This window comes from Curtobacterium sp. PhB25, assembly GCF_004365375.1.
GTDB lineage: Bacteria > Actinomycetota > Actinomycetes > Actinomycetales > Microbacteriaceae > Curtobacterium.
Genome location: NZ_SODR01000002.1, coordinates 101,422 through 127,233 on the forward strand (window position 1 = coordinate 101,422; position 25,812 = coordinate 127,233).

20 protein-coding genes and 1 tRNA gene are annotated in these 25,812 nt (G+C 71.2%); 13 read left to right on the forward strand and 8 right to left on the reverse strand.

Annotation, left to right across the window (positions count from 1 at the left end):
• Positions 1–354: 354 nt before the first annotated feature.
• Positions 355–1,353, reverse strand: coding sequence for a phosphotransferase (locus EDF51_RS05080; protein WP_123938945.1), 999 nt, complete (start codon positions 1,351–1,353; stop codon positions 355–357).
• Positions 1,354–1,482: 129 nt separating this feature from the next.
• Between EDF51_RS05080 and nudC the strand changes: the two genes are divergently transcribed.
• Positions 1,483–2,418: an NAD(+) diphosphatase gene (gene nudC / locus EDF51_RS05085; protein ID WP_131878371.1), complete on the forward strand. Its 936-nt coding sequence runs from the start codon at positions 1,483–1,485 to the stop codon at positions 2,416–2,418.
• Positions 2,415–4,229, forward strand: a complete 1,815-nt coding sequence (locus tag EDF51_RS05090; RefSeq protein WP_243834025.1) for an ATP-dependent helicase — start codon at positions 2,415–2,417, stop codon at positions 4,227–4,229. Before nudC ends, EDF51_RS05090 begins: the two co-directional genes overlap by 4 nt.
• Here the strand turns inward: EDF51_RS05090 and EDF51_RS05095 are convergent.
• Entirely contained in the window at positions 4,120–4,977 is an 858-nt protein-coding gene (locus EDF51_RS05095; protein WP_131878373.1) for a hypothetical protein, read from the reverse strand. The two genes, EDF51_RS05090 and EDF51_RS05095, sit on opposite strands and share 110 nt — an antisense overlap.
• 75 nt (positions 4,978–5,052) lie before the next feature.
• Positions 5,053–6,519, reverse strand: coding sequence for a zinc-dependent metalloprotease (locus EDF51_RS05100; RefSeq protein ID WP_243649851.1), 1,467 nt, complete (start codon positions 6,517–6,519; stop codon positions 5,053–5,055).
• A gap of 152 nt (positions 6,520–6,671) precedes the next feature.
• On the opposite strand from EDF51_RS05100, the gene EDF51_RS05105 reads away from it, so the two are divergent.
• From EDF51_RS05105 to EDF51_RS05120, 4 genes are all read left to right on the forward strand, one after another.
• Positions 6,672–7,781: a S16 family serine protease gene (locus EDF51_RS05105; protein WP_243649853.1), complete on the forward strand. Its 1,110-nt coding sequence runs from the start codon at positions 6,672–6,674 to the stop codon at positions 7,779–7,781.
• Between the two features lie 165 nt (positions 7,782–7,946).
• Positions 7,947–10,916: a UPF0182 family protein gene (locus EDF51_RS05110; RefSeq protein ID WP_207913217.1), complete on the forward strand. Its 2,970-nt coding sequence runs from the start codon at positions 7,947–7,949 to the stop codon at positions 10,914–10,916.
• 63 nt (positions 10,917–10,979) lie between these two features.
• A tRNA-Met gene (locus EDF51_RS05115) sits at positions 10,980–11,056 on the forward strand.
• A 100-nt stretch (positions 11,057–11,156) separates the two neighbouring features.
• Positions 11,157–12,026, forward strand: a complete 870-nt coding sequence (locus EDF51_RS05120; RefSeq protein ID WP_131878375.1) for a carbon-nitrogen hydrolase family protein — start codon at positions 11,157–11,159, stop codon at positions 12,024–12,026.
• Positions 12,027–12,080: 54 nt separating this feature from the next.
• Here the strand turns inward: EDF51_RS05120 and EDF51_RS05125 are convergent, their stop codons facing one another.
• Positions 12,081–13,283, reverse strand: a complete 1,203-nt coding sequence (locus tag EDF51_RS05125) for an aminotransferase class I/II-fold pyridoxal phosphate-dependent enzyme (RefSeq protein WP_131878376.1) — start codon at positions 13,281–13,283, stop codon at positions 12,081–12,083.
• Between the two features lie 191 nt (positions 13,284–13,474).
• Between EDF51_RS05125 and EDF51_RS05130 the strand changes: the two genes are divergently transcribed.
• The 5 genes from EDF51_RS05130 to EDF51_RS05150 all read left to right on the forward strand — a co-directional run bounded on the left by EDF51_RS05130 (position 13,475) and on the right by EDF51_RS05150 (position 19,846).
• Positions 13,475–15,526, forward strand: coding sequence for a trypsin-like peptidase domain-containing protein (locus EDF51_RS05130; RefSeq protein WP_243698029.1), 2,052 nt, complete (start codon positions 13,475–13,477; stop codon positions 15,524–15,526).
• 183 nt (positions 15,527–15,709) lie between these two features.
• Complete coding sequence (locus EDF51_RS05135; RefSeq protein ID WP_123294079.1) at positions 15,710–16,753, forward strand: glycosyltransferase family 2 protein; 1,044 nt, start codon at positions 15,710–15,712, stop codon at positions 16,751–16,753.
• Between the two features lie 4 nt (positions 16,754–16,757).
• Positions 16,758–17,579 carry a CDP-alcohol phosphatidyltransferase family protein gene (locus EDF51_RS05140; protein ID WP_123294078.1) on the forward strand — a complete coding sequence of 274 codons (822 nt, stop codon included), beginning with the start codon at positions 16,758–16,760 and terminating at the stop codon, positions 17,577–17,579.
• Between the two features lie 71 nt (positions 17,580–17,650).
• Complete coding sequence (locus EDF51_RS05145; RefSeq protein WP_243698044.1) at positions 17,651–18,559, forward strand: glycosyltransferase; 909 nt, start codon at positions 17,651–17,653, stop codon at positions 18,557–18,559.
• 54 nt (positions 18,560–18,613) lie between these two features.
• Entirely contained in the window at positions 18,614–19,846 is a 1,233-nt protein-coding gene (locus tag EDF51_RS05150; protein ID WP_133936882.1) for a CDP-glycerol glycerophosphotransferase family protein, read from the forward strand.
• Positions 19,847–19,863: 17 nt separating this feature from the next.
• Here EDF51_RS05150 and EDF51_RS05155 read toward each other — a convergent pair whose 3' ends face one another.
• The 4 genes from EDF51_RS05155 to EDF51_RS05170 form a co-directional block, all read right to left on the reverse strand.
• Complete coding sequence (locus EDF51_RS05155; RefSeq protein ID WP_111085009.1) at positions 19,864–20,166, reverse strand: hypothetical protein; 303 nt, start codon at positions 20,164–20,166, stop codon at positions 19,864–19,866.
• 116 nt (positions 20,167–20,282) lie between these two features.
• A complete protein-coding gene (locus EDF51_RS05160; protein WP_133936880.1) occupies positions 20,283–21,053 on the reverse strand; it encodes an ABC transporter ATP-binding protein in 771 nt (256 codons plus the stop codon).
• Positions 21,053–21,853 carry an ABC transporter permease gene (locus tag EDF51_RS05165; protein ID WP_123939022.1) on the reverse strand — a complete coding sequence of 267 codons (801 nt, stop codon included), beginning with the start codon at positions 21,851–21,853 and terminating at the stop codon, positions 21,053–21,055. The genes EDF51_RS05160 and EDF51_RS05165 overlap by 1 nt, the downstream gene beginning before the upstream one ends.
• Before the next feature lie 68 nt (positions 21,854–21,921).
• Positions 21,922–22,617 carry a phosphocholine cytidylyltransferase family protein gene (locus tag EDF51_RS05170; protein ID WP_111085011.1) on the reverse strand — a complete coding sequence of 232 codons (696 nt, stop codon included), beginning with the start codon at positions 22,615–22,617 and terminating at the stop codon, positions 21,922–21,924.
• 297 nt (positions 22,618–22,914) lie between these two features.
• Between EDF51_RS05170 and EDF51_RS05175 the strand changes: the two genes are divergently transcribed.
• Both EDF51_RS05175 and EDF51_RS05180 read left to right on the forward strand, forming a co-directional pair.
• Positions 22,915–24,255: an ABC transporter ATP-binding protein gene (locus EDF51_RS05175; protein WP_243834026.1), complete on the forward strand. Its 1,341-nt coding sequence runs from the start codon at positions 22,915–22,917 to the stop codon at positions 24,253–24,255.
• Positions 24,231–25,802, forward strand: a complete 1,572-nt coding sequence (locus EDF51_RS05180; RefSeq protein WP_133936878.1) for an ABC transporter permease — start codon at positions 24,231–24,233, stop codon at positions 25,800–25,802. The genes EDF51_RS05175 and EDF51_RS05180 overlap by 25 nt, the downstream gene beginning before the upstream one ends.
• Positions 25,803–25,812: the final 10 nt, after the last annotated feature.

Sequence of the window (25,812 nt, forward strand, 5' to 3'; positions counted from 1 at the left end):
GCGGCGTGCACGGCGCACCGGTCACAGGCCGTCAGTGCGCGGCTCGACGGCCGACGGCTCGCGGCCGGTCGGTGCTCGGAGGGCGGGGAGTCGTGACGGCTCGGGGCCGGACGCGGGCGGGGAGCGCGCCGCGCCCCAGCCGGCCACCCGGGAGGCCCGGTGCCGGTCTCGCGGACCGGCACCGGGCCTCCAGGCAGTCGCGCCCACCGCCCAGCGCGACCGCCACTGGTCACGACAGCCCGTCGGCGGCTGCGGACCGGTCGTGGACGGTCGCTCGAACGCGGGGCGGACGACGTTGCGTGACCGCTCGGCAGAGGTCAGCGCGGCGCACGAGCCGGAACGTCGGAGCGGAGATCAGCCGTGTCGGCGTTCGGTCGACGACAGCAACTGCTCGACCTCGCCGATCTCCATCGTCTCGGGGGACACCGACTGCAGCGGCTCCGCGCTCGGCGCGTGCACCGCGTCGACCAGCCGGTGCATCATCGCGACCGCGTCGTCGACGACCTCGGTGCTCTTCGCCTGGACGCCGTGCAGCAGCCAGTGCGCCGTCTCGAGTTCGTGGTGCACCCGGGCGCGCTGTGCGAGCTGACGGTCGCGTCCGCCGCCGTTCGCCTCGTAGGCGCTCAGGACGGTGTCGAAGGCGTCGCGTCGGCCGGCGAGCACCCAGGCGAGGTCCTTCGCCGGGTCTCCGAGTCGGAGCTCGCCCCAGTCGAGGATCCCGCTGACGGAGTCGCCGTCGACGAGCAGCACGCCGGTGCCGATCGATCCGTGCACGACGGTGGGGGTGAACTGCCACAGCTGCTGGTCGCGCGCGGCACCCTCCCACCGTTCGACCAGGGCGGCGGGCACGAGCTTGGTGGCGACGGCGCGGTCCATCACGGACACGGCGGAGCGCAGCACCTCGAACGGGGTGAGCGACGGCAGGCCGGCGTCCGAGACGAAGCTCGTCGGCAGCTGGTGGATCGCGGCGAGGGCGCGGCCGACGCTCGTGGCGAGCTCGGGGCGCTCGGCGAACGACGCGAGCGTCGGGTGCGCGCCCGGCAGCCGGGTGGTGACGATGGCGCGGGTCGATCCGATCGGCGCCTGACCGCGGTACTCGGCCACACCGAACGGGAGGCGCGTGCGGATCCCGGCGCTCAGCGCACGGATCGCGACGAGGTCGGCCGACTGCCGGGCTTCCGCCCGCTGGTTCCGGGGACGTCGGATGACCGTCAGGGCGCCGTCGGCGTCGCGGAGGAGAGCCGACTCGTAGTCGCCGGCCGCGGCCGAGCCGAGCGTGCGCGTGCCCGTGACGACGAGACCGGGCACGGCCGTCGTCGCCAACGCGGCTAGAGTGAACTGGGATCCCGCCATGCCCCTCAGGGTAGGTGCGTGACGCCTGCACCGGTGCACGCCACGCTGTTCCCGAAGCCTTCCCAGTACGCCTTGCCGCACGCCCCGCCCGCAGGCCTCGCCTGCACCTGAACCGAGGAGCCCTCTGCCGTGACCGTCGAGTTCGCCTCCCGGCTCCCGCTGTCCCGCAACGAACTCGACCGCGACGCCGAGTTCCGCACGACGCCGGACCTCGACCGGGTCCTGCGCGAGGACTCCGCGACCCGGTACCTGCCGGTGCACGGCTCGGAGATGCTCCGGAACGCCGACGGCACCCTGCGGTTCGTGACCGCGGCCGACGTGCCGGACGGCACCGTGACGCTGTACCTCGGCCGCGCCGTGTCCGACGGTGCAGACGCCCCCGCCGGCACCCGCTTCGTCGCGGCCCTCGTCGACGACGCCACCGCGTCGGCCATCGAACCGTCCGACGACGCGTGGGAGAGCCTGCGCATGTTCGGCACCGAGCTGTCCCCGCGCGACCAGGGCCTGGCGGTCGAGGCCGTGGCGATGGCGAACTGGCACGCCGTCCACGGCTTCTCGCCCCGCACCGGGTCCGCGACCGACGTCGTCACCGGCGGGTGGGTGCGCCGCGACCCTGAAGGACACGAGCACTTCCCGCGTACCGACGCCGCGATCATCGTCGGTGTCGTCGACGCCGACGACCGCATCCTGCTCGGCTCGAACGCCGCGTGGGACGCCAACCGCTACTCGCTGCTCGCCGGGTTCGTCGAACCGGGGGAGTCGCTCGAGGACGCCGTCCGCCGCGAGGTCTTCGAGGAGTCCGGCGTGCACGTCGAGGAGCCCGAGTACCTCGGCTCGCAGCCGTGGCCGTTCCCCGCGTCGCTGATGGTCGGCTTCCGTGCCCGCGCAGTGGACGGCGACCCGTCCACTGCCCGGCCCGACGGCGTCGAGATCCTCGACGTGCGCTGGTTCTCGCGCGAGGACATCCGGGAGCGCGCGGGGGACACCCTGCTGCTGCCCGGTCGGACCTCGATCGCCCGCGCCATCATCGAGGAGTGGTACGGCGGGCCGCTGGACCTGCCGTGAGCAGTGCTGGTGGTGGGCCGGTGCCGGCTGGCGCTGGTCCGGGCGGTTCGGCCGGTTCGGCCGGTTCTGCCGGTTCGGCCGGTTCGGCCGAGGTCCGTCCGCCGTCGCCCGATGAACTCCTCGCCGCCCTCGACACCGAGCAGCGCACCGTCGCCCGGACCCTGCTGGGCCCCGTCGCGGTCCTGGCGGGCGCCGGCACCGGTAAGACCCGTGCGATCACCCACCGCATCGCCTACGGCGTCGCGACCGGCACCTACGCACCGAACCACGTCCTCGCGCTGACGTTCACCACCCGCGCCGCCGGGGAGCTGCGGTCGCGGCTGCGCTCGCTCGGCGCCGGCACGGTGCAGGCGCGGACCTTCCACGCCGCGGCGATGGCGCAGCTCAGCTACTTCTGGCCGGACACCGTCGGCGGGCACGCGCCGAAGATCGTCGAGTCCAAGGGCCGGATGATCGCGCACGCCGCGGACACCGTCGGGATGTCGGTCGACACCCCGGTGCTGCGCGACCTGGCCGCCGAGGTCGAGTGGCGCAAGGTGCAGATGCTCTCGCTCGAGGAGTACGAGGCCGCCGCCGCCGAACGGGTGATGCCGCGCGACACCTCGCCCCGCCGGGTGATCGACCTGATGAAGGCCTACGAGCGCCTGAAGGACGACCGCCGACAGCTCGACTTCGAGGACGTCCTGCTCGCCACGCTCGGCATGGTCGAGTCGGAGCCGCGGGTGGCGTCCTACGTGCGGCAGCAGTACCGGTTCTTCGTGGTCGACGAGTACCAGGACGTCTCGCCCGTGCAGCACGACCTGCTGCGGGCCTGGCTCGGTGGCCGCGACGACCTGTGCGTCGTCGGCGACGCCAGCCAGACGATCTACTCGTTCGCCGGTGCGTCGAGCGACTACCTGCTCGGCTTCGGCTCGGAGTTCCCCCGCGGATCGGTCGTGCGACTCGAGCGGAACTACCGCTCCACCCGCGAGGTCGTGCACGCCGCCAACGCCCTGATGCGCGGGCAACCGGGTGCGCTCGACCTGGTCGCGCAGACGCAGGAGCCCGGTCCGGACCCGGTCGTCGTGCCGTGCGTGCACGACGGCGACGAGGCCCAGACCATCGCCCGGCGCATCGCGGAACTCGTCGCCGGCGGAGCGTCGTACGGCGACTGCGCGGTGCTGTTCCGCGTCGGCGCCCAGTCCGCGGCCCTCGAGTCCGCGCTCGGCCGCAACGGCATCCCCTACCGGGTGCAGGGCGGCACGCGCTTCTTCAACCGGCCCGAGGTCAAGCTCGCGGTGCACCACATGCGCGGCGAGGCGATCCGGCAGACCGACGACGAACTGACCCGCCGTGTCCGCCTCGTGCTGCAGGTCAGCGGGTGGACGTCGACCGCCCCCGAGGGCACCGGCGCCGTCCGCGAGCAGTGGGAAGCCCTGCAGGCGATCATGGGCCTGGCCGAGGACGCCCCTGCCGGCACGACCATGCAGCAGTTCACCCAGGACCTGGTGGACCGTGCCGCGACCCACCACGAGCCCGAGGTCGACGCCGTGACCCTGGCGACCCTGCACTCGTCCAAGGGGCTCGAGTGGCCGAACGTGGTCATCGCCGGTGCCGCCGAGGGACTCCTGCCGATCTCACACGCCACCACCGACACCGAGGTGGACGAGGAACGTCGCCTGTTCTACGTCGGCCTGACCCGCGCCCGGCGGACCGTGACGATCACGTGGTCGAGACAGGGTTCCACGCGTGGGGGAGCCCGCGCTCCGAGTCGGTTCCTGGCAGCGCTCGGCACGCGCACCGCGGATGGAGCGGCACCGACCACCGGCTGACGGCCAGGTCGTCGCGGTCGAACACCACCTGGTCCGGGTCGGCGCGTTGCGACCGGAGCGGCAGGCGCCGCACGAGCAGCCGGGTGGTGGCCGCGGCCACCGCGGCGGACCGCCACGGTGACAGCGGCGACGGTGGTCGTCCCCACAGCTGCGACGCGATCGCCGGCCACGCCGGGTCGTCGTCCACGCGTGCGAACTCGGCGCACTGGAGGCACGGGCCGGCCCCCGGGACCACGAACGGCCCGAGGCGGATGCGGCCGTCGCCCACCACGACCGCCAGGTGCGGCACGCCCCTGCGGGTCCAGGCGGCGCGGAGCGCCGGGTCGACGACGTGGTCGGCGACCACCACGGCGAGCCGGGGTTCGTGCTCCGGCAGGTCGACGGGGCCGCCCGGCGGGGACGAGGTCCGGGCGACGGTCACGCCCTCGCCGGACAGGTGTGCCGCGATCGTGTCCGCCAACCCGCCGGCGCCGTGCACCTCGACCCGTTCGAGCGGTTCGGGCAGGACGTCGATCACGGCGGGGGATGCCGCACCGAGCACGCGCGCGGCGACGTCCGGTGGGCAGCCCGAGGTGACGGCGAGGCCGCTCAGCGCTTCGCGCCCCGTCTCACGCCGCAGTGCACTGAGGAACCGTTCCTCGCCCGTGGTCGGGACGTCGACGACGGCACGAGGCGGATCGACCCCGAGCTGCACCGTCGTCGGGTCGCGCCAGACGAACTCGAGTGTCGGATCGATGCGGATGCCCATGACCCCACGGTGCCCGAGTCGGGGGCACGCGTGGGGCCGGGTGGTGGATCTGTGGAGAACTCGGCGGTGCCGGACTCAGCGGGGCTGGTCGCCGGGGTGGTCCTCGTCGGTGCCTGTCTCGTCGGTGCCCGTTCCGTCGGTGGCCGTCTTGCCGGTGCCCGTTCCGTCGGTGCCCGGGGCGCCGTCGTCGATCCGGCCGGACTCGTCCTCGTGCGGACGGGCGCCGGTGGCGTCGTTGAGCAGGTCCTCGAGCGCCTTGTCGAACGCGTCGTCCTCCTCGGTCTGCGCGGGGTTCCGCAGACGGGCGACCAGAGCGTCCGGTGCGTCGACGTCGTCGGACGTGGGGACCAGGTCGAAGTGCGACCAGAGTGCGTCACGCTGCTCGGCACCGAGCTCGTCCGTCACCCGCTGCCACATCGCGGCGGCCTCGCGCAGACGGCGGGGTCGCAGTTCGAGGCCGACGAGCGTCGCGAACGCGGACTCGGCGGGTCCTCCGGCTGCACGGCGACGACGGACCATCTCGGCGATGGCACCGCTCTTCGGCAGCCGGACGGTGGCGGCGGCGGTCACCGTGTCGACCCAGCCCTCGACGAGCGCGAGCATGGTCTCGAGTCGTGCCAGCGCAGCATCCTGCTCGGGCGTGCGCGGCGGGATGAGCGCACCGGAGGCGAGCGCGTCCCGCAGCTGCTCCTGGTTGGTCGGGTCGATGTCCGCGGCGAGCTCCTCGACGCGGTCGAAGGGGATGTGGATGCCCCGTGCGTAGTCCGTGATCGACGAGATGATGTGCAGTCGCAGCCACCGCGCCGAGCGGAAGAGCCGTGCGTGGGCGAGTTCGCGGACCGCCAGGTAGATGCGGACCTCGTCCTCGGAGACGTCGAGGCCCTCGGCGAACTCGGCCACGTTCTGCGGCAGGAGTGCGGCCACCTGCTCGTCCAGCAGCGGGACACCCACGTCGCCGCCGGACACGACCTCCTTCGACAGCTGGCCGACGACCTGGCCGAGCTGGATGGCGAAGAGGGCACCGCCGACGCCGCGCATCGCCTTCGAGACGTCACCGAGCATCGCCTTGAGTTCTTCGGGAGCACGCTGGTCGATGGCCTCGGTCAGCGCATCGGCGATGCTGAACGCGACGGGCTCGGCGATCTGGGTCCACACCGGAACCGTCGCCTTCGCCCACTGCTCCCGCGTGTACAGGCTCGGGGTCGCGGTGAGCTCGGCCACGGTCGTGACCTCGTCCAACCAGAGGGCGGCGACCTGGAACGCCTGGTCGGCCGCCTGCGAGGCCACCGGGTCGACGGCGTGGCCGCCCTCGCGGGCGATCGCGGTGGCGCGCTCGGCGGTCGCGGAGAAGTCGATGCCGTCGCCGCCGGACTGCGCGGCACGCTGCAGCTGGCTCATCAGGTTCGCGACGAAGGCCGGGTCGTTCGGCAGGCCGGCTGCACCGGCGAGCTGCGACGGGTCGATCTGGCCCTCGCCCGAGAGCAGCTTGCGCAGCATCTCCTGGAAGTCGTCGTCCGGCCCCGGCTGTGGTTCATCAGGCATGCCGACTACGCTAATCGCTGCTCACGGGGCCGCACCTGGGATGCCCCCGTGGGAACGCCCGAACCGCTGCGCCGAGGGCGAACAGTCCCGCCGCACGGCGCGGACGACCGCCCCGCCGTCAGGCCCGGCGACCGCCCCTGGAAGGACCCCGCGTGACCCTCTTCACCCCCGCGCCCCGTCGTCGTTCGCGTGCCAGGACCGTCGGGTGGGCGTTCGTGATCGGTGCCGTCGTGCTGGGGATCCTGGCGAGCGTGCTGCCGAGCCCGTACCTGATCGAGGTCCCCGGACCGGTCTACAACACCATCGGGACCCAGAAGCAGGGGACGGGCAAGGACGCGAAGGACGTCAAGCTGATCCAGGTCTCCGGGCACGAGACCTACCCCACCGCCGGTGCGCTCGACATGCTGACGGTCGGCATCCAGGGCGACGCGACGAACCGTCCGTCGTGGACCAGCGTCGTCCGGGCGATCTTCACGAAGTCCGAGGCCGTGATCCCGGTCGAGGCGATCTACCCGACCGGCACCACGACCGAGCAGGTGAACCAGCAGGACTCCGCCGACATGCAGGCGTCGCAGCAGTCCGCGGTGGCCGCAGCACTGATCCAGCAGGGGAACGACCTGCCGACCGAACTCGAGGTCGGAACCGTGCAGCCCGGCTCGGCTGCCGACGGTCCGATCGAGAAGGGCGACGTCATCACGGCCTTCGACGGCACCCCGCTCACGACGAACGCCGACGCCACCTCGCTGCGCGAGCTCGTCGCGAAGCACGGCACGTCGACCCCGGCCACCGTCACCATCGAGCGCGACGGTGCGACGAAGGACGTCCGGGTGACCCCGCGCGACGAGCAGGGCACCGCGCTCCTGGGCGTCGGCGTCACGGAGAAGTACGACTTCCCGTTCGACGTCTCGATCAAGCTGCAGGACGTCGGTGGACCCTCGGCCGGCATGATGTTCGCGCTCGGGATCATCGACGAGATCACACCAGGCAAGCTCAACGGCGGCAAGCACGTCGCGGGGACGGGCACGATCACCGCCGACGGCGAGGTCGGAGCCATCGGCGGCATCCGGCAGAAGCTCTACGGCGCGCGGGAAGCGGGGGCGACGGTGTTCCTCGCCCCGGCCGACAACTGCGGCGAGGTCGTCGGGCACGTGCCGGACGGGCTCGACGTCTACAAGGTGTCGACGCTCGACCAGGCCGTCACCGACCTGCAGACCATCGCCGACGGGAAGAGCACCGCGAAGCTCGCCCGCTGCGGTTCCTGACCGAGTTCCTGAGTCCTCGCACAGTTTCACAGTCCGCCCGGTCCAATAGGATCAGTGCACTGACGGCCCGCCGCGAGCCGGGCCCGCCGGTCCGACACGTCTGGAGCACATCAAGTGACGACAACCTCGTCCACCTCGGGGCGGCGTTCGCCGCGGGTCCCGATCGTGGTCACGATCATCGTGCTGGCCGCACTGGTGATCGGCTTCTTCATCTTCGCCAGCCTGTACACCGACTACGCGTGGTTCGCGCAGCTCGGGTTCCAGCAGGTCCTCACGACGCGGTGGATCGCAGGGACCCTGATGTTCCTCGCGGGCTTCCTGGGAATGGCGATCCCGGTCTTCCTGAGCATCGGACTGGCCTTCCGGTACCGCCCGGTCTACGCGAAGCTCAACTCGCAGCTGGACCGGTACCAGCAGGTCATCGAACCGCTGCGCCGCGCCGTCATGATCGGCATCCCGGTGGTGCTCGGCATCTTCGCCGGGCTGTCGACCTCGGGGCGCTGGAGCATGGTGCTCGAGTACTTCAACCGGACCCCGTTCGGCAAGACGGACCCGCAGTTCGGCCTGGACATCGGCTTCTACGTCTTCGAGCTGCCGTTCTGGCGCTCGATCGTGGCGTACTCGTCGGCCGTGGTGCTGATCGCGGGGCTCGCCGCCCTCGCCGCCTGCTACCTGTACGGCGCGTTGCGCTTCGGGGGACGTGAAGTCCGGATCTCCCGTGCCGCGCGCATCCAGCTCGCCGTCACCGCTGCGCTCTACATCGCGCTGCAGGCCGTCAGCCTGTGGCTCGACCAGTACGCGGCGCTCACCAAGTCGAACTCGCTCATCACCGGTGCGCAGTACACCGAGGTCAACGCGGTCATCCCGGGTCGCGAGATCATGGCGGGCATCGCGGCGATCGTCGCGATCCTGTTCATCGTCACCGCGGTGATCGGCCGCTGGCGCATCTCGATCGTCGGCACCGGCCTGCTGCTCGTCGCCGCGATCGTCATCGGGGGCATCTACCCCTGGATCGTCCAGCGCCTGCAGGTCAAGCCCTCGGAGCGTACCTACGAGTCCGCGTACATCGAGCGGAACATCAAGGCCACGCGTGACGCCTACGGTGTCTCCGACGTCAAGGAACAGAACTACGACGCCACGACCGAGGCCAGCTCCGGCGCCCTCGCGCAGGACGCCCAGACGACGGCGAACATCCGCCTCATCGACCCGAAGATCGTCTCCGACACCTTCAGCCAGCTGCAGCAGTACCGGCAGTACTACCAGTTCCCGGACGAGCTCGACGTCGACCGGTACGACGTCAAGGGCGAGACCGAGGACACCGTCATCGCGGTGCGCGACATCGACCTCGACGGTCTGAGCTCGGCCGCGAACACCCAGTACAACCGGGCGTTCGTGTACACCCACGGCTACGGCGTCACCGCGGCCTTCGGCAACCAGCGCGCGAGCGACGGCAAGCCGGTGTTCCTCGAGTCGGGCATCCCCTCGAACGGTGCGCTGGGTGACTTCCAGCAGCGCGTGTACTTCGGCGAGACCTCGCCGGCGTACTCGATCGTCGGGGCGCCGAAGGGCTCGAAGGACGTCGAGCTCGACTACCCGTCCGGATCCGACGACGACAACGGCGGCAACGCCACCACGACGTACTCCGGCGACGGCGGACCGAGTGTGGGCAACTTCTTCAACCGACTCGTCTACGCGGCGAAGTTCCAGTCGGAGCAGGTCCTGCTGTCGGACGCGGTCAACAAGGACTCGCAGATCCTCTACGACCGCGACCCGATCACGCGTGTCCAGAAGGTCGCGCCGTACCTGACGGTCGACAGCGACGCCTACCCGGCGATCGTCGACCACCGCATCCAGTGGGTCGTCGACGGCTACACGACGAGCGACGCCTACCCGTACTCGCAGAGCCAGAGCCTGTCGGACAGCATCGCCGGTTCGGAGTCCTCGGCGTACCGCACCGACCAGGTCAACTACATCCGCAACTCGGTGAAGGCCACGGTCGACGCCTACACGGGCAAGGTGACCCTCTACGCGTGGGACACCAAGGACCCGGTGCTGAAGACGTGGGAGAAGATCTTCCCGACGTCGGTCAAGTCGGTGTCGAGCATGAGCGCCGAGCTGCTGGACCACGTCCGCTACCCGACGGACCTGTTCAAGGTGCAGCGGTCGATCCTCGGCACCTACCACGTGACGAACGCGAACTCGTTCTACTCGGGTGACGACGCGTGGAACACACCACAGGAGCCCACCACCACGGGGTCGACCGACACGGATGCGAGCGCCGCCGACACGTCGACGACCACCAACGCCCTGGGCGCGCAGACGACGACGACCGCGAGCAAGGCGAACCTGCAGGATCCGTACTACCTGACGATGAAGGTGCCGGGGCAGGAGACCGCGTACAACCTGTACACGACCTACATCCCCCAGCAGTCCGCCGGTGCGAACAACCGCAACGTGCTGACCGGCTACCTGGCCGCCGACTCCGACGCGGGAGGTGCGGGCAAGGGCAAGAAGGCGTCGGGCTACGGCAAGCTCACGTTGTTGACGATGCCGAAGACCGACAACATCCCGGGCCCGGCGCAGGTGCAGAACCTGTTCAACTCGGACACCACGGTGTCGCAGGAGCTGAACATCCTGAAGCGCGGCAACTCGACGGTGAAGCAGGGCAACCTGCTCACCCTTCCGGTCGGCGGCGGCTTCCTGTACGTGCAGCCCGTGTACGTGCAGTCGACGTCGAGCGGTTCGTACCCGCTGCTGCAGAAGGTGCTCGTCGCGTTCGGCGACAAGATCGCGTTCGAGGACACCCTCGACGAGGCACTCAACTCGCTGTTCGGCGGTGACTCGGGTGCTGCTGCCGGAGACTCCGATGCCAGTGGTTCGGGGAGCGACTCCGGTTCGTCTGGGTCGGGCTCGTCCGACTCCGGTTCCGACTCGGGCTCCGGGTCGACCGACGGCTCGACCGGTTCGGGCACCACGGACAACGACGCACTGCAGCAGGCGCTGTCCGACGCGAACGACGCCCTGCAGGACCGTCAGCAGGCCTACGCCGACAACGACCTGGTCGCTGCAGCCGAGGCCGACAAGCGCCTGCAAGAGGCGATCGAGGCCGCGACCGCAGCCGAAGACGGCAGCTGACACGCCGTGGCGGGGCACACGATTTGTGCCCCGCCACGACCGTGTGTAGGCTATTCAATGTGCCGCGGGGTGGAGCAGTTCGGTAGCTCGCTGGGCTCATAACCCAGAGGTCGTAGGTTCAAATCCTGCCCCCGCAACCAAGCGTCACACGAAAGCCCCGGTCCGGAAGGACCGGGGCTTTCCTCGTTCCCGGGATCCTCCACGCCGGAACGCTCCGCAGTGCGCCGGTACGCTCGGCGGATGGGCACCCTCACGATCGCCGCCGCGCAGTTCGCTCCCGTGGACGACCCGGTGGCCAACCTCGAGACCGTCCGGACCGCGGCGGTCGACGCAGCGGCGCGGGGAGCGGCGCTGCTCGTCACGCCGGAGTACTCGTCGTACTTCACCGCCGACATCGACGACCGGTTCGTCGCCGCAGCGCAGCCGCTCGACGGCCCCTTCGTGTCAGGGCTGCAGGACATCGCCCGCGACACCGGACTCGCGCTCGTCGTCGGGATCGCCGAGACGACCGACGTATCAACGTCCGACGCAGCGACCCCGGCAGGCCCCACGCGCTTCCGCAACACCCTGGTGGCAGTGCTCCCCACCGGCGAGCTCGCGGCGACCTACCGGAAGGTGCACCTCTACGACGCCTTCGGGTCGCGGGAGTCCGACCGCATCGAGTCCGGAGACCCGGAGCAGCTGCCGGTCTTCGAGTTCGAAGGCCTCCGGATCGGGCTCGAGACCTGTTACGACCTGCGTTTCCCCGAGGTCACCCGCCGGCTGGCAGCGCCCGAGCACGGTGCGGCCGACGTCGTCGTGCTGCCGGCCGAGTGGGTGCGCGGCCCCGGCAAGGAGCACCACTGGCGGACCCTGCTCACCGCGCGGGCGATCGAGAACACCGTGTGGGTCGTCGGTGTCGGCCAGACGCCGCCGATCGGCATCGGCGCCTCGGTGGTGCTCGACCCCTCCGGTGTCGCCGTGGCGTCGGCCGGCTCTGCGCCCGGCACGCTCGTCGCGACGGTCGACACCGCCGTGACCGAGGCGGTCCGGCAGGTCAACCCGTCGCTGGCACTCCGCCGGTACGACGTCGCGCTGCGCGCCCGGCCTGGAGGCGCGGCTCGCCCCTGACCGGCAGGTCCCGTCCGATCCGTGGTCGCGACTGCGCCGGTGGCGGGATCGGGCTCAGGACGGCGCGTGGAGGCGTGCCAGGCGGCCGGCGGCGTCCTCGAGGACGGAACGCCGCTTGCAGAACGCGAAGCGCACGAGGGACCGGTAGCCCGCGGCGTGCTCCGGCCGGACGAAGGCCGACACCGGCACGCCGACGACCCCGGCCAGGGTGGGCAGCTCGAGGCAGAAGGCCCGTGCGTCGTCGTACCCGAGCGGCGCGGTGTCGGCGATGACGAAGTACCCGCCGTCCGGCCGCATGACGTCGAAGCCCGCTGACCGGAGCCCCGAGGCGAGCAGTTCGTGCTTGGCGGCGAGTTCGGCGGCGATCCCGGCGAAGACGGCGTCGGGCAACCGCAGTCCGACGGCGACGGCCGGCTGGAACGGTGCGCCGTTGACGAAGGTCAGGTACTGCTTCACCGTCGTGATCGCGTCGACGAGCGTCGGGGGAGCGGTGAGCCAGCCGATCTTCCAGCCGGTGGTGCTGAAGGTCTTGCCGGCGCTCGAGATCGAGACCGTCCGCTCGGCGGCTCCGGGCATTGTCGCGATCGGCGTGTGCGGGACGGTGAACGTCAGGTGCTCGTAGACCTCGTCGGTGACGATGAGGGCGTCGTACTGCGTCGCGAGTTCCACGATCGTGCGCAGGACCTCGTCGGGCAGGACCCGGCCGGTCGGGTTGTGCGGCGTGTTGACGAGCACGACGCGGGTGCGGTCGGTGAACGCGGCGCGCAGCGTGTCCTCGTCCGGCAGGAAGTCCGGAGCGGTGAGGGGCACGGTGACGTGGGTGCCGCCGGCGAGCCGGACGAGCGCACCGTAGGCGTCGTAGAACGGTTCGAACGTGATGACCTCGTCGCCCGGTTCGACCAGGGCGAGGAGCGTCGCGGAGAGCGCTTCGGTGGCGCCGGCGGTGACCAGGACCTGCCGGTCGGGATCGACCTCGAGGCCGTACCACCGCTGCTGGTGTTCGGCCACGGCGGTGCGGAGGTCGACCGTCCCGCGTCCGGGCGGGTACTGGTTGACGCCGTCCCGGATGGCGCGGACCGCGGCTTCGAGCACCTCGGCGGGGCCGTCCTGGTCGGGGAAGCCCTGCCCGAGGTTGATCGCGCCGGTGCTCGCGGCGAGGGCGCTCATCTCGGCGAAGACGGTGGGCGCCGGGACGCCGTCGGGTCCCAGGAGCATCGCTCCCTCGGCTGCTCGCAACCAGGGTCCTGCCTGCCGCATGTGGTTCCCTCCGGTGACGGCGACGACGTGTCGCGCTGAACGGACCCCAACCTAGCTGGCCGTCCGACGGCGATCCGGGGACGGACCCACAGCCCACGCATAAGATCGGCAGAGGATGCTTCCAGCGTCGCCAGAAGCACCGCTCAGGTGGTTGCGACAGACTGCACGAGCTTGAAAGGAGCACGTCCAGCATGACCGACACCACGCCCAACGGGCAGGGCGACGACCGCCGTCCGGACGATGCGGCATCGCCTGCCGCCAGTGAGGACGCCGCCGCAGCGGCCACGAAGGGGAACACGTCGATGCCGAACGACTCCGAGCAGTTCAACGACTCCGAGCAGTCCAACGACGCCGAGCAGCCCGAGAACGCCGAGCGGTCCGACGACGCCACGAGCGCCGACCACACCGACGTGATCCCGTCGGCGACCGACCACCCCACGGACCGCTACACGGCCCCGTACCCGACGCTCTCGGGCGACCAGCAGCGCGATGCCGGCCAGCAGCCGGCCGGGTACGGCCAGCAGACCTCCCCGTACGGGCAGGCGTCCCAGTACGGCCAGCAGCCCGCCGCAGACCAGACGAGCCAGTACGGGCAGGCCCAGCAGAGCCAGTACGGGCAGAACCAGCAGCCGCAGTACGGGCAGGCCCAGCAGAGCCCGTACGGCCAGCAGTCGCAGTACGGCCAGGGCCAGCAGTCCCAGTACGGCCAGAGCCAGCAGTCCCAGTACGGTCAAAACCAGCCGAACCAGCAGTCCCAGTACGGTCAGCAGTCGCAGTACGGCCAGCAGGGCCAGTACGGCCAGGCCCAGCAGCCGCCGTACGGCCAGCAGCCGACCGCGGGCCAGCCGCGGTACGGCGAGTACGCCCAGCCGGCCTCCGCCGCTGCCCCCGCGTCCTCGTCGGAGTACGCGACGGCGTCGGCGCAGGCACCGCAGTCCGCCACGAGCGCCTTCGGCGACGTGGACGGCGCGAACCAGCGCAACGGCCACTACTTCGCCGACGGAACAGCGGGTGCCGCTGCCACCACGACCACCACCCGTTCCGGGCGCAGCAAGCTCGTCCTGCCGATCATCGCCGGACTGGTCGTCGCGGGTCTGGTCGGCGGCGGCGCCGGGTGGCTCGCCGGGTCGTCGCAGGGCGGCACCGTCACGTCGTCCTCCGGTTCGTCGCAGGGCGGCAACCTCACGGTCAACGACTACGACTCCGCGACGGTCGTCACCGCGGTCGCTGCTCAGGCGACGCCGTCGGTCGTGACGATCAACGTGTCGTCCAGCAACGAGGCCGGCACCGGTTCGGGTGTCGTGATGAGCAAGGACGGCTACATCGTCACGAACACCCACGTGGTGACGCTCGACGGCGACAGCTCGAACGGTTCGATCACCGTGACGACCTCGAACGGCAAGATCTACGAGGGCAAGCTCATCGGCACCGACCCGACGGTCGACCTCGCGGTCATCAAGATCGACGCGACCGACCTCAAGCCGATGGAGTTCGCCGACTCCACGAAGCTCAACGTCGGTGACACCGCGGTCGCGATCGGTGCGCCCCTGGGCCTGTCGAACACGGTCACGGACGGCATCGTCTCGACCCTGAACCGCAGCATCCAGGTCACGTCGAGCGCTCCCAGCGAGGGCGGCGACTCGAACGAGGGCGGCAACGGCGGCAGCGGCCCGTTCGACTTCTGGGGCAACGGCGACAACGGCAGCAGCTCGTCCGCGAACACCACGGTCTCGCTGCCCGTCATCCAGACCGACGCGTCGATCAACCCGGGCAACTCCGGTGGTGCCCTGCTCGACGCGAAGGGCAAGCTGATCGGCATCAACGTGGCCATCGCCTCGGCCGGCAGCTCGTCGTCGTCGGACTCGGCGGCCGGCAGCATCGGCGTCGGCTTCTCGATCCCGTCGAACCTGGTGAAGCGCGTCGCGAACGAGATCAAGGACAAGGGCTCGGCCACGCACGGCCTGCTCGGTGCCACGGTCGGCGACGCCTCGGAGAACGCGAGCGCGACCCAGATGGGTGCGCTCATCAAGTCGGTCTCGTCCGGCGGTGCGGCGGCCAAGGCCGGTCTGCAGAAGGGTGACGTCGTCACGAAGATCGGTTCGGCGACCGTCTCGGACGCCACCGACCTGACGGCGCAGGTCCGCTACTTCGCAGGCGGTGCGTCGACGACGATCAGCTACCTCCGGAACGGGCAGTCCCGCGAGGCGGACGTGACCCTGGGCACGTACGACAGCAAGGGCTGACGCCACCACGGACAGGACGGGAGGCCCGGTGCACGACGTGCGCCGGGCCTCCCGTCCGTCTGCGGGTCGCGTCGCGGGCGCCCCGCAGGTTCCGGGTTCGGGTCTTGATAGGCTCATGGTCGCTCTGCGGGGCGGCACCGCCCCGGTGCGTCCCGTGCACCCAGCCAGCACCCCGAGGTACGCATGCAGACAGACGGACAGCCCCTGCCGGGCGTCTCGTACGTGATGCCCGTGCTCAACGAGGTCACCGAGGTCCGCGCTGCGGTCGCCAGCCTGCTCGACCAGGACTACACCGGCGTGTTCGAGGTCATCCTCGCGCTCGGCCCCTCGATCGACGGCACGAACGAACTCGTGGCCGAGATGAGCGCGGCCGACCCACGCATCCGGGCGATCGACAACCCGGTCGGGTCCACGCCGGCCGGCCTGAACGTCGCGATCACGGCGTCGGTGCACCCCGTGGTGGTCCGCGTCGACGCGCACTCGGTGCTGCCACCGGACTACACGCGCATCGCCGTCCGCACCCTGCTCGAGTCCGGTGCGGACAACGTCGGCGGCATCATGCGCGCCGAGGGCCGCAGCCCGTTCGAGCGGGCCGTCGCGTTGGCGTACGGCAGCCGCGTCGGCCTCGGCGGCACCCCGCACCACGTCGGTGGGACCGCCGGCCCGGCCGAGACCGCGTACCTCGGCGTCTTCCGCCGCGACCGCCTGTTCGAGGTCGGCCTGTTCGACGAGGGCATCAAGCGCGGCCAGGACTGGGAACTGAACCGACGCCTGCGCCAGACCGGCGGCACGGTGTGGTTCACGCCCGAGCTGGTCGTCACCTACCGCCCGCGACCGAGCCTGAAGCGCCTGGTGCGGCAGTTCGTCGCCACCGGGTTGTGGCGAGGCGAGCTCGCCCGTCGGTTCCCCGCGAACAACGGCCTGCGGTACTTCGTGCCGCCCGCGATGGTCGCCGCCATGGCCGTCGGAATCCTCGCCGGCGTCGTCGGTGTCGTCGGCGCAGCCCTCGGCAGCCCGGTCGCCTGGGCGCTCCTCGGGTTCGCCGTGCCCGCCGTGTACCTGCTCTTCGTCGTCCTCGGGTCGGTCGCCGTCGCGCGCCGGTCCGGGGTGGCGACCTTCCTCTGGTTGCTCGTGGTGCTGCCCTGCATCCACGTGGGATGGGGGCTCGGTTTCATCATCGGGTTCCTCACCCGTACCTCCGAGCTGACCACCCACACCGGACGGTGACCCCATGACCGACCCCGCCACCCACGGCCGCGGATCCGCACGCCCGACGTCGATCGCCGAGCTGCGGGCCGTCGCCCAGCCGGACGAGGTCCGCGCCCGCGCCAACGCCGAGCACTGGACGGCGTCGCTGTACCTGCGCGACGTCTCGCCGTACCTGACCTGGGTGCTGCTGAAGACCCGCGTCAGCGCCAACCAGGTGACCGGCCTGATGATCCTGGTCGGGTGGAGCATCGCCGCGGCCCTGCTCATCCCCGGCATCTGGGGCGCAGCGCTCGCCCTGGTGCTCGGACAGCTGCAGATGCTCGTGGACTGCTGCGACGGCGAGGTCGCACGGTGGCGTGGCACCCGCTCGCCCGCCGGGGTGTTCCTGGACAAGGTCGGGCACTACACGACCGAGGGACTGATCCCGGTGGCGCTGGGCATCCGAGCCGCCACCTGGCCGATCCACGGCGCCGACTGGATGTGGACCACGATCGGCTGCGCACTCGGCCTGGTGATCGTGCTGAACAAGGCCCTCAACGACATGGTGCACGTCGCCCGGGCGAACGCGGGGCTCGACAAGCTCGTCGACCGACGCGACGCCTCGACCGCGCCGTCCGGCCGGAAGCTCGCCTCGCTCCGCCGCCTGGCGCGGTTCCTGCCGTTCCACCGCCTGTACCACTCGGTCGAGCTGAGCATGCTCGCGTTCCTGTTCGCGCTCATCGGACTGGCGATCGGCGACACGCTCGCCAGCCGGATCCTGGTCGGGGCGCTGCTGCCGCTGGCCGTGCTGGCGACCGTCGGACACTTCCTGGCGATCATCGCGTCCAAGCGGGTCAAGGCGTGACCGACGACGCGGTGCCCCACGACGCGGTGCCCCACGACGCGGTGCCCGACGGCGCGGTGACCGATGGCACCGTGACCCCGAGCACCGTTCGTCGCCACGCGGTCGCGCACCCGAAGCGACCCCGTGTCGCCGTCGTGAGCCTGTCGCAGGGCACCCGGCCCGACGACCTGCGCCGCGGGCTCGACAGCGTGCTCGCGCAGCAGGGCGTCGAACTCGACGTGGTCTGCGTCGGCAACGGCTGGGAGCCGACCGGCCTGCCGGACGGGGTGCGGACGCTGGCGCTGCCGGAGAACCTCGGGATCCCGGCCGGCCGCAACGCCGGTGCCGAGGTCGTCGACGGGGACTACGTGTTCTTCCTGGACGACGACGCCTCGATCCCCTCGGTGACGTTCCTGCAGGACGCCGTCGGCCGCTTCGAACGCGACCCCTCGCTCGGACTGCTCCAGCCCCGCGTGGTCGACCCGACCGGCGCTGCCAACCCGCGGCGCTGGGTCCCGCGCATCCGCAAGGGCGAGCCGGACCACTCGTCGCCGGTGTTCTCGGTGTGGGAGGGCGCCGTCGTGCTGCCGATGGACGTGTACCGGATCGTCGGGGGCTGGGGAGCGGAGTACTTCTACGCGCACGAGGGCATCGAACTCGCGTGGCGCGTGTGGGACGCCGGTCGACGTGCTTGGTACGCCGGCGACCTGGTCGCCCACCACCCGGCCATCGACCCGGCGCGGCACACCGAGTACTACCGCCTGAACGCCCGCAACCGGGTGTGGCTGGCCCGACGGAACCTGCCGGCACCGCTCCGACCGCTCTACGTCGGTTCGTGGGCCGCGATCCAGGTCGCGCGCTGGTGGCGACACCCGCGACGCCTGACGACGTGGTTCGCCGGCATCCGCGAAGGACGGACCACCGACTGCGGACCGACCCGACCGATGAGCTGGCTGACCGTCGCCCGGATGACGCTCGCCGGGCGCCCGCCCGTCGTCTGACCACCCCGAACCCCACCGCCACCGCCACCGCCACCGCAGAACGGGAGACAGTCCATGCCGATCACCAGTGACGTGCGGACCGCCGTGCGCCTGGCCCAGCGCCTGCTCGCCTCGCGCCGGAGCCGCCGGGAGCTCGCCCGTCGCCTGCCGTCGGTCGCGGCGCCGGCGCCCGGCACGATCGAGATCGCGGTCTACTTCGCCGACGGCCCCGTGAACATGTACCAGGTGCGCCAGTGGTACGCGCCGCTGGCCGAACTGGCGAAGACGCACCCGGTCGCGATCATCGCGCGCAGCCCGGGCACGATGACCACGCTCATCGACGAGTCGCCGGTCCCCGCCGTGTACGCCCGTCAGGTGGTCGACCTGGAGCAGTTCGTCGAGACCCAGGCGCCGAAGGTGGTGCTCTACGTCAACCAGAACGCCCGCAACTTCCAGATGATGCGGTACGGGCGCATGTGGCACGTCTTCGTCAACCACGGCGAGAGCGACAAGATGTACATGACGACGAACCAGTTCAAGGCGTACGACTACGCGTTGATCGCCGGGGACGCCGCACGTGGCCGGCTCGCCGAGGCGCTGTGGGACTACGACCTCGACGCCAGGACCATCGCGATCGGCCGCCCCCAGGCCGACCACTTCGCCGGCGCGGCACCGTACCCCGCCGACGACCGGACCGTCGTGCTGTACGCACCGACGTGGGAGGGCGACCGCGGCGCCGCAGCGTACGGCTCGATCGCGTCCCACGGCACCACCATCGCCGAGCAGGTGCTCGCGTCGCCCCGCCACCGCCTGGTGTACCGCCCGCACCCGCGGAGCGGCGTGCTCGACCCGGCGTACCGAACGGCACACGAGCGGATCGTCGCGGCGATCACGGCGGCGAACGCGGCCGACCCCACCGCGCACCACGTCCACGACGAGGGCGGCGAGCTCGGCTGGCAGCTGGCCGACGCAGACGTGGCGATCACCGACATCAGCGCGATGATCTACGACCGCCTGGCGGTCGGGAAGCCCCTCATCGTGACCCGCCCGGTGTCGCCGGAGGCCGATGTGGACGAACGCGGCTACCTGAGCGACGCCAACTGGCTGACCGCGGCCGACGCGCCGACTGTGCTCGCGCGGATCGACGCCGCCGTGGGGGACGCCGCCGAGCTCGCCAAGCTGCAGCAGTGGGTGGCGCGCTACTTCGGCGACACCACGCCCGGTGCCGCGACGGCCCGGTTCCACGCTGCCGTCGAGTGGCTGCTGGAGCGCTGGCGCACCGTCGCTGCCGAGCGCGGCGAACGCTGAGCCCCGTCCGGACACGGTCACGGGTGCAGCCCCTGACCGACCAGTGACATCCGCCACACGTACTCGGAGCGGTCCGGACGGCGCCAGCGGACGATCACGACGCCGGTGTCCTGCGGATCCGCGCCGAACACGGCGACGGACAGACGTCGACCCGGTTCGAGCCGGTGCACCGCCAGCGGCGGGCTGTAGCCGTTGCCGAGGTGGGTGAGGGTCAGGCCGTCGACCGGTTCGTCCCCGGTGTTGACGAGGTCGTACCGGCGCGGGGCCTGCGAGCGGTCGATGGTGAACGGGACGGCGTACGCGGGTGCTGGGTGGTGCATGGGGGGAACGCTAGGGGGAGGGTCCGACGGTGGGGCCCCGGCGCAGCACCCGGGAACCCGTCGCTGTGGAGGGGGCACCGTGGTGCCCTGGTTGTGTAGGGGGAGTACCCGACCGGTCAGACGCCGTAGTCGGCGGAGTACTGCGCCAGCGCTTCCTCGATGGTGCCGTCGAGCTGCAGCCGGCCCTTGTCGAGGTACAGACCGCGGTCGCAGAAGCGGCGCAGGTCCTTGTCGCTGTGGGACACGAAGAAGAGCGTCCGACCGCCGGCCAGGAGCTCCTCGATCCGCTTGTAGCACTTCTCGCGGAAGGCCTTGTCACCGACGGCGAGGACCTCGTCCACCAGGATGACGGGCTCGTCGAGCCGCGAGATCACCGCGAACGCGATGCGCACCTTCATGCCGCTCGACAGGTGCTTGTACGGGGTGTCGACGAAGTCCGCGATCTCGGCGAAGTCGATGATCTCGTCGAAGGCGGCACGGATCTCGGCGCGCGACATGCCGTGCAGGCCGGCGGTCAGGTAGACGTTGTCGCGGACGGACAGGTCGCCGACGAAACCACCGGTGATCTCGATGAGCGGCGCGACGCCGGCCCCGACGTCGATCCGGCCCTCGTCCGGCAGCATCACCTGCGCCACGAGCTTCAGGAGCGTGGACTTGCCCTGACCGTTGCGACCGACGACGCCGATCGCCTCGCCCGGACGGACGTCGAACGACACGTTGCGGAGCGCCCAGAACTCGTCGGCACGCTTGCGGCGGCCGCGTCCGCCGAAGAGGTCCTTGAAGTTGCGGCTCGCCCGTCGGTTGCGTTTGAAGCAGATGCCGGCGTCGCGCACAGTGATCACCGGCGCGACGGTCTCGGTACGTCGGGTCTGGTCGGTGGCGGTCATCACAGCTCCTTCAGCACGCGGTGCTCGCTGCGTCGGAACACCGCGAAGCCGATGACCAGGACGATGCCCGTGATGACCACCGACGCCCCGACCTCGAGCCAGTCGAGCTGGCTCGGGAAGAACGCGGCGCGGTACATCCCGAAGATGCCGGTGAGCGGGTTGACCGCGGCGATGGGGCGCAGGGCGTCGGGCAGCGCGTGCGTGCCGTAGATGATCGGCGATGCGTAGAACAGGAAGCGCAGGACGAGCTTGGTCGCCCGCTCGAGGTCGCGGAAGAAGACGACGAGCGGCGCGACGATCAGGCCGAGGCCGTACACCAGCGCGCACTGCAGCACGATCGCCAGCGGGAAGAAGACGACCTGCCAGTGCAGGTGCGCACCCGTCGCGATCGCGAACGCCGCCAGCACCGGCAGGCTCAGCAGGAACTCGATGCCCTTCGACGCGTCGATCCGCGCGACCCAGATGGTGCGGGGGATCGTCGTCGAGCGGATGAGCTTCGACTCCTTGATGAACGCCCGCGTGGAGTCCGAGACGCCCCCGGTGAACCACATCCACGGCAGCAGCGCGGAGAGCAGGAAGACGATGTACGGGTCTTCACCGACCGAGCCGCGGTGGAACACCTGGGTGAAGACGAACCAGTAGATCGCCGACATCACGAGCGGGTCGAGGATCGACCAGACGTACCCGAGCGCCGACGTCGAGTACCGGACCCGGAGGTCGCGGACGGTCAGCAGCCAGAGGGCATGACGGTAGCGCCGACCGGCGCTCCGGGTCGCCGCTGGTGCGGCAGCCGCGGGCACGGTCGGCGCGCTCGCTGTGGTCACGGTTTCCCTTCGGGCGGAACCGCCGAAGGGGTCCTGACGGAGGTTCAGGCGAACAGGTTGTTCGCGCGCTCGAGGTCCTCGGCGAAGTCGATCTCGACCGCGTACAGGTCGGAGATGTCGATCGGGGACCAGCGTAGCCCGTCCTCGGCGATGGCAGCCTCGATGCCGCCCTCGAAGTACTCCTGGTCGTCGACGCGACCGAGCTGACGGATGAGGGCCTGCTTGTCGTTCGCCGACACGTAGTTGATGCCGACGGCTTCGCCGAGCCCGCCGACGACCTGCTTGGAGAGCTTGTGGATGAAGCCCTCGGCGTCGACGGTGTACTTGACCTCTTCGTCGGAGACCTTGTCGGTGTTGACGCTGACGAACGAGTGGTCCTCGTCGATCATGTCGGCCGCTCGGACGAGCGCCATCGGGTCGAAGACCACGTCGCCGTTCATCCAGAGGACACCGCTCTTGCCGGTCGCCTTGAGGGCGCGCAGCAGGCTCTTCGAGGTGTTGGTGGAGTCGTAGGACTCGTTGTAGACGAAGGACGCGTCGGGGAAGGCCTCGACGATGTGCTCCGACTTGTAGCCGACGACGATCGTCACGCGGGCGCTCGAGCCGAACGCGGCGCGGATGTTGTCGAACTGCTGCTGCATGATGGTGCGGCCGTCACTGAGCTCCGTGAGCGGCTTCGGCAGGCTGCGGCCGAGCCGGCTGCCCATCCCCGCTGCGAGGATCACGATCTGCGTGGTCATGCTGGTCCCTTCTGGTGTCCGCCCGCGCGCCCTGGGGCACGGGCGGGCCTCGTCGAGTCTGCTCGCGGAACGTCCGAGTTCGCCGAGAACCGGACGCCGCGGGCCACGAGGGCGGCCGCTGCACGGTGTCGGAGAGCCCGCCGGAGCAGGTTTCCAAGTGGTGAACACTTCTTCGTGCCCTGGTGAATGATACGGAAACACCCGCTCAAGGGGTAGGTCCGCCGCGCTTCGTACTCATTTCGTGACACTGGAGCGGGCGGTTCCCCGCTGTCCGGAGAGCGTTGGTACGGTTGGGCGATGGCCGCCAGAGCAGAGAACGAGGACGTGTACGCCACGACCGACGCTGCCTGGATGACCGAAGCGAGTGACACCGACGAGCAGGACGCCGACGAGCGTGCCGCCGACCGGGTGGACGCCGCGGCGGGGGACGACGCCGACGACGACGACATGGGGGAACCGGATGCGCGCGACGCCTCCGTTGATGACGAGATGACCGACGACACCACGGCTGCCGACACCACGGCCGCCGACACCGATCCGGTCACCGAGCCGCAGTCGGACGCAGTGCCCGGTACCGCAGTGCCCGGTCCCGCGGCCCGTGCCGCGGCAGCGGCCCCGACGACGACCACCGGCGCCCGACCCGCCAAGGCGCGCACCACGAAGCAACGCACCAAGCGACCGGCGAAGGGCGCCGGCACGACCGGCACCGTGCCTCCCGGCCCCGCGTCGAGCGACGCGACGTCCGCGACGGACGCGACCGTGCACGCAGCGCAGGGCGCACCGGAGACGGACGCACCGGAGGCGGACGCCGCGACGAGCCCCGCCGCGAAGAAGCGTGCTCCCCGGGCCACCGCGCCCAAGGCCCCGCAGAAGCTGCAGCCCGTCGTGCTCGCCGCCGACGGCCTCGTCAAGCGGTACGGGCAGACCCTCGCCGTCGACGAGGTCGACCTCGAGATCCGCCAGGGCTCGATCTTCGGCGTGGTCGGCCCGAACGGCGCCGGCAAGACGACCACCCTGTCGATGATCACCGGTCTGCTGCGTCCCGACGCCGGGTCCGTGACGGTCCTGGACCACGACGTCTGGGCCGACCCCACGGCCGCCAAGCGCAGCCTCGGCGTGCTGCCGGACCGCCTGCGGCTGTTCGACCGCCTCACCGGTGCGCAGCTGCTCTACTACTCGGCCACCCTGCGCGGTCTCGACGGTGCCACGGCTCGTGAGCGCAGCACCGACCTGGCCGAGGCGTTCGGGCTCGGCGAGGCGCTCGGTCGCCAGGTCGCCGACTACTCGGTGGGCATGGCGAAGAAGATCGCCCTTGCCGCCACGCTCATCCACTCGCCGCGGGTCCTCGTGCTCGACGAACCGTTCGAGTCGGTCGACCCCGTCAGCGCTGCGACCATCACCGACATCCTTCGCCGCTACACGCGCGGTGGCGGCACCGTCGTGCTCTCCAGCCACTCCATGGAGCTCGTGCAGCGCACCTGCGACTCCGTCGCCATCATCGTCGGCGGCAAGGTCCTCGCCTCGGGGACCATGGCCCAGGTGCGCGGTCGCAAGAGCCTCGAGGACAAGTTCGTCGAACTCGCGGGCGGCCGCGTCGTGGCAGAGAGCATGGAATGGTTGCACAGCTTCTCCGGCTGAGGGCCGACCTGCTCGCGGGCGAGGTCCGCGGCAGCGCCCGCCGGTCCGTGCTCGTCGTGCTCGGCAGCCTCGTCGGGCTCCTCGCCGCCGTGTTCGTCGCGACGCAGACGGTCGCGCTGCGCTCCGCCGACCCCGACACGGCCCGTGCGGTCACCGTGCCGGTCGGCACGCTCATCGCGTTCGCGTTCACCGTCGTCCCGCTTGTCGTCGGACGGAGCGACCAGCTCGACCCGCGGCGCTTCGCGGTGTTCGGCATCGGCCGTCGCGGGCTCGCGATCGGCCTCGTCGTCGCCGGGCTGATCGGCGTCCCGGTGATCGGGGTCGTCGTCGTGGCCGTCGCCCAGTCGATCGCCTGGGCGCGTGACGCCGGCACCGGTGTGCTCGCGGTCATCGGCGGCTTGCTCGCGATCGCCACCTGCGCGCTCCTGGTCCGCGTGTGCTGCACCGTCGGCTCGCGGCTGATCGGTCCGCACCGGTCCCGCGACGCCGGGTGGCTCGTCGCGCTCGTGATCATCGTGCTCGCGATCCCGGCGGTCTCGCTGCTGCTCCGCGTCGACTGGCTCGACCCCGAGGGCACCGAGATGCAACGCGTCGCGGACGTCGCGGGGTGGACACCGTGGGGCGCCGCCTGGGCCGTGCCCGCCGAGGTCGCCAGCGGCCACGTCGGCACCGGGTTCCTCAAGCTGCTCGTCGCGATCGCCGTCGTCGCCCTGCTCACCTGGGCGTGGTGGACGCTCGTCGGTCGGGCGCTCGACACCGTCGACGGTCGCACCCGGACCCGGCGCTACCAGGGGCTCGGCTGGTTCGACCGGCTCGGCTCGACACCGGTCGCCGCCGTCGCCGCCCGCGCCCTGACCTACTGGGTGCGCGACCCGCGGTACCGCACCTCGTACCTGATCATCCTGTTCGTCCCGCTCGTCGTCATCCCGCTCGGGGTCGCCGGGGTGCCGTGGCACTGGACCGCGCTCGTGCCGTTGCCGCTCATGGCGCTGATCGCCGGGTTCCTGCCGCACAACGACGTCTCGTACGACAACACCGCGGTGTGGCTGCACGTCGCCTCCGGGGCTCCCGGGTGGAGCGACCGTCTCGGCCGTGTCGTCCCGGTCCTCGTCGTCGGTGCGCCGGCGATCGTGGCCGGCTCGGCGGTGTCCGCCTGGTTGTTCGACGACTGGACGGTGTTCCCGCTGCTGATCGGCGTGAGCGCCAGCGCCCTGCTGTCCGGACTCGGGCTGTCGAGCGTCGTGTCCGTCCTGCTGCCCTACCCGACCGTGCGGCCGGGCGACCACCCGTTCCAGCAGCCACAGGCCGCGGGTGTGACGGCGACGGTCGCGCAGTCGATGATGGTGATCGGCATCGTGCTCTGCACCGTCCCGGCGGCGTGGCTCGCGGTGCTGGCCTTCGTCCGCGGCGCCGAGCCGTGGTCGATGCTGACGCTCGCGGTGGGCATCGGGGTCGGCGTGGTCGTGCTCGTCATCGGGATCTTCGCGGGCGGGCGGCTGTTCGACCGGCGCGGCCCGGACCTGCTGGCCGCGGCGCAGCGCAACTAGCGTTCCGGAA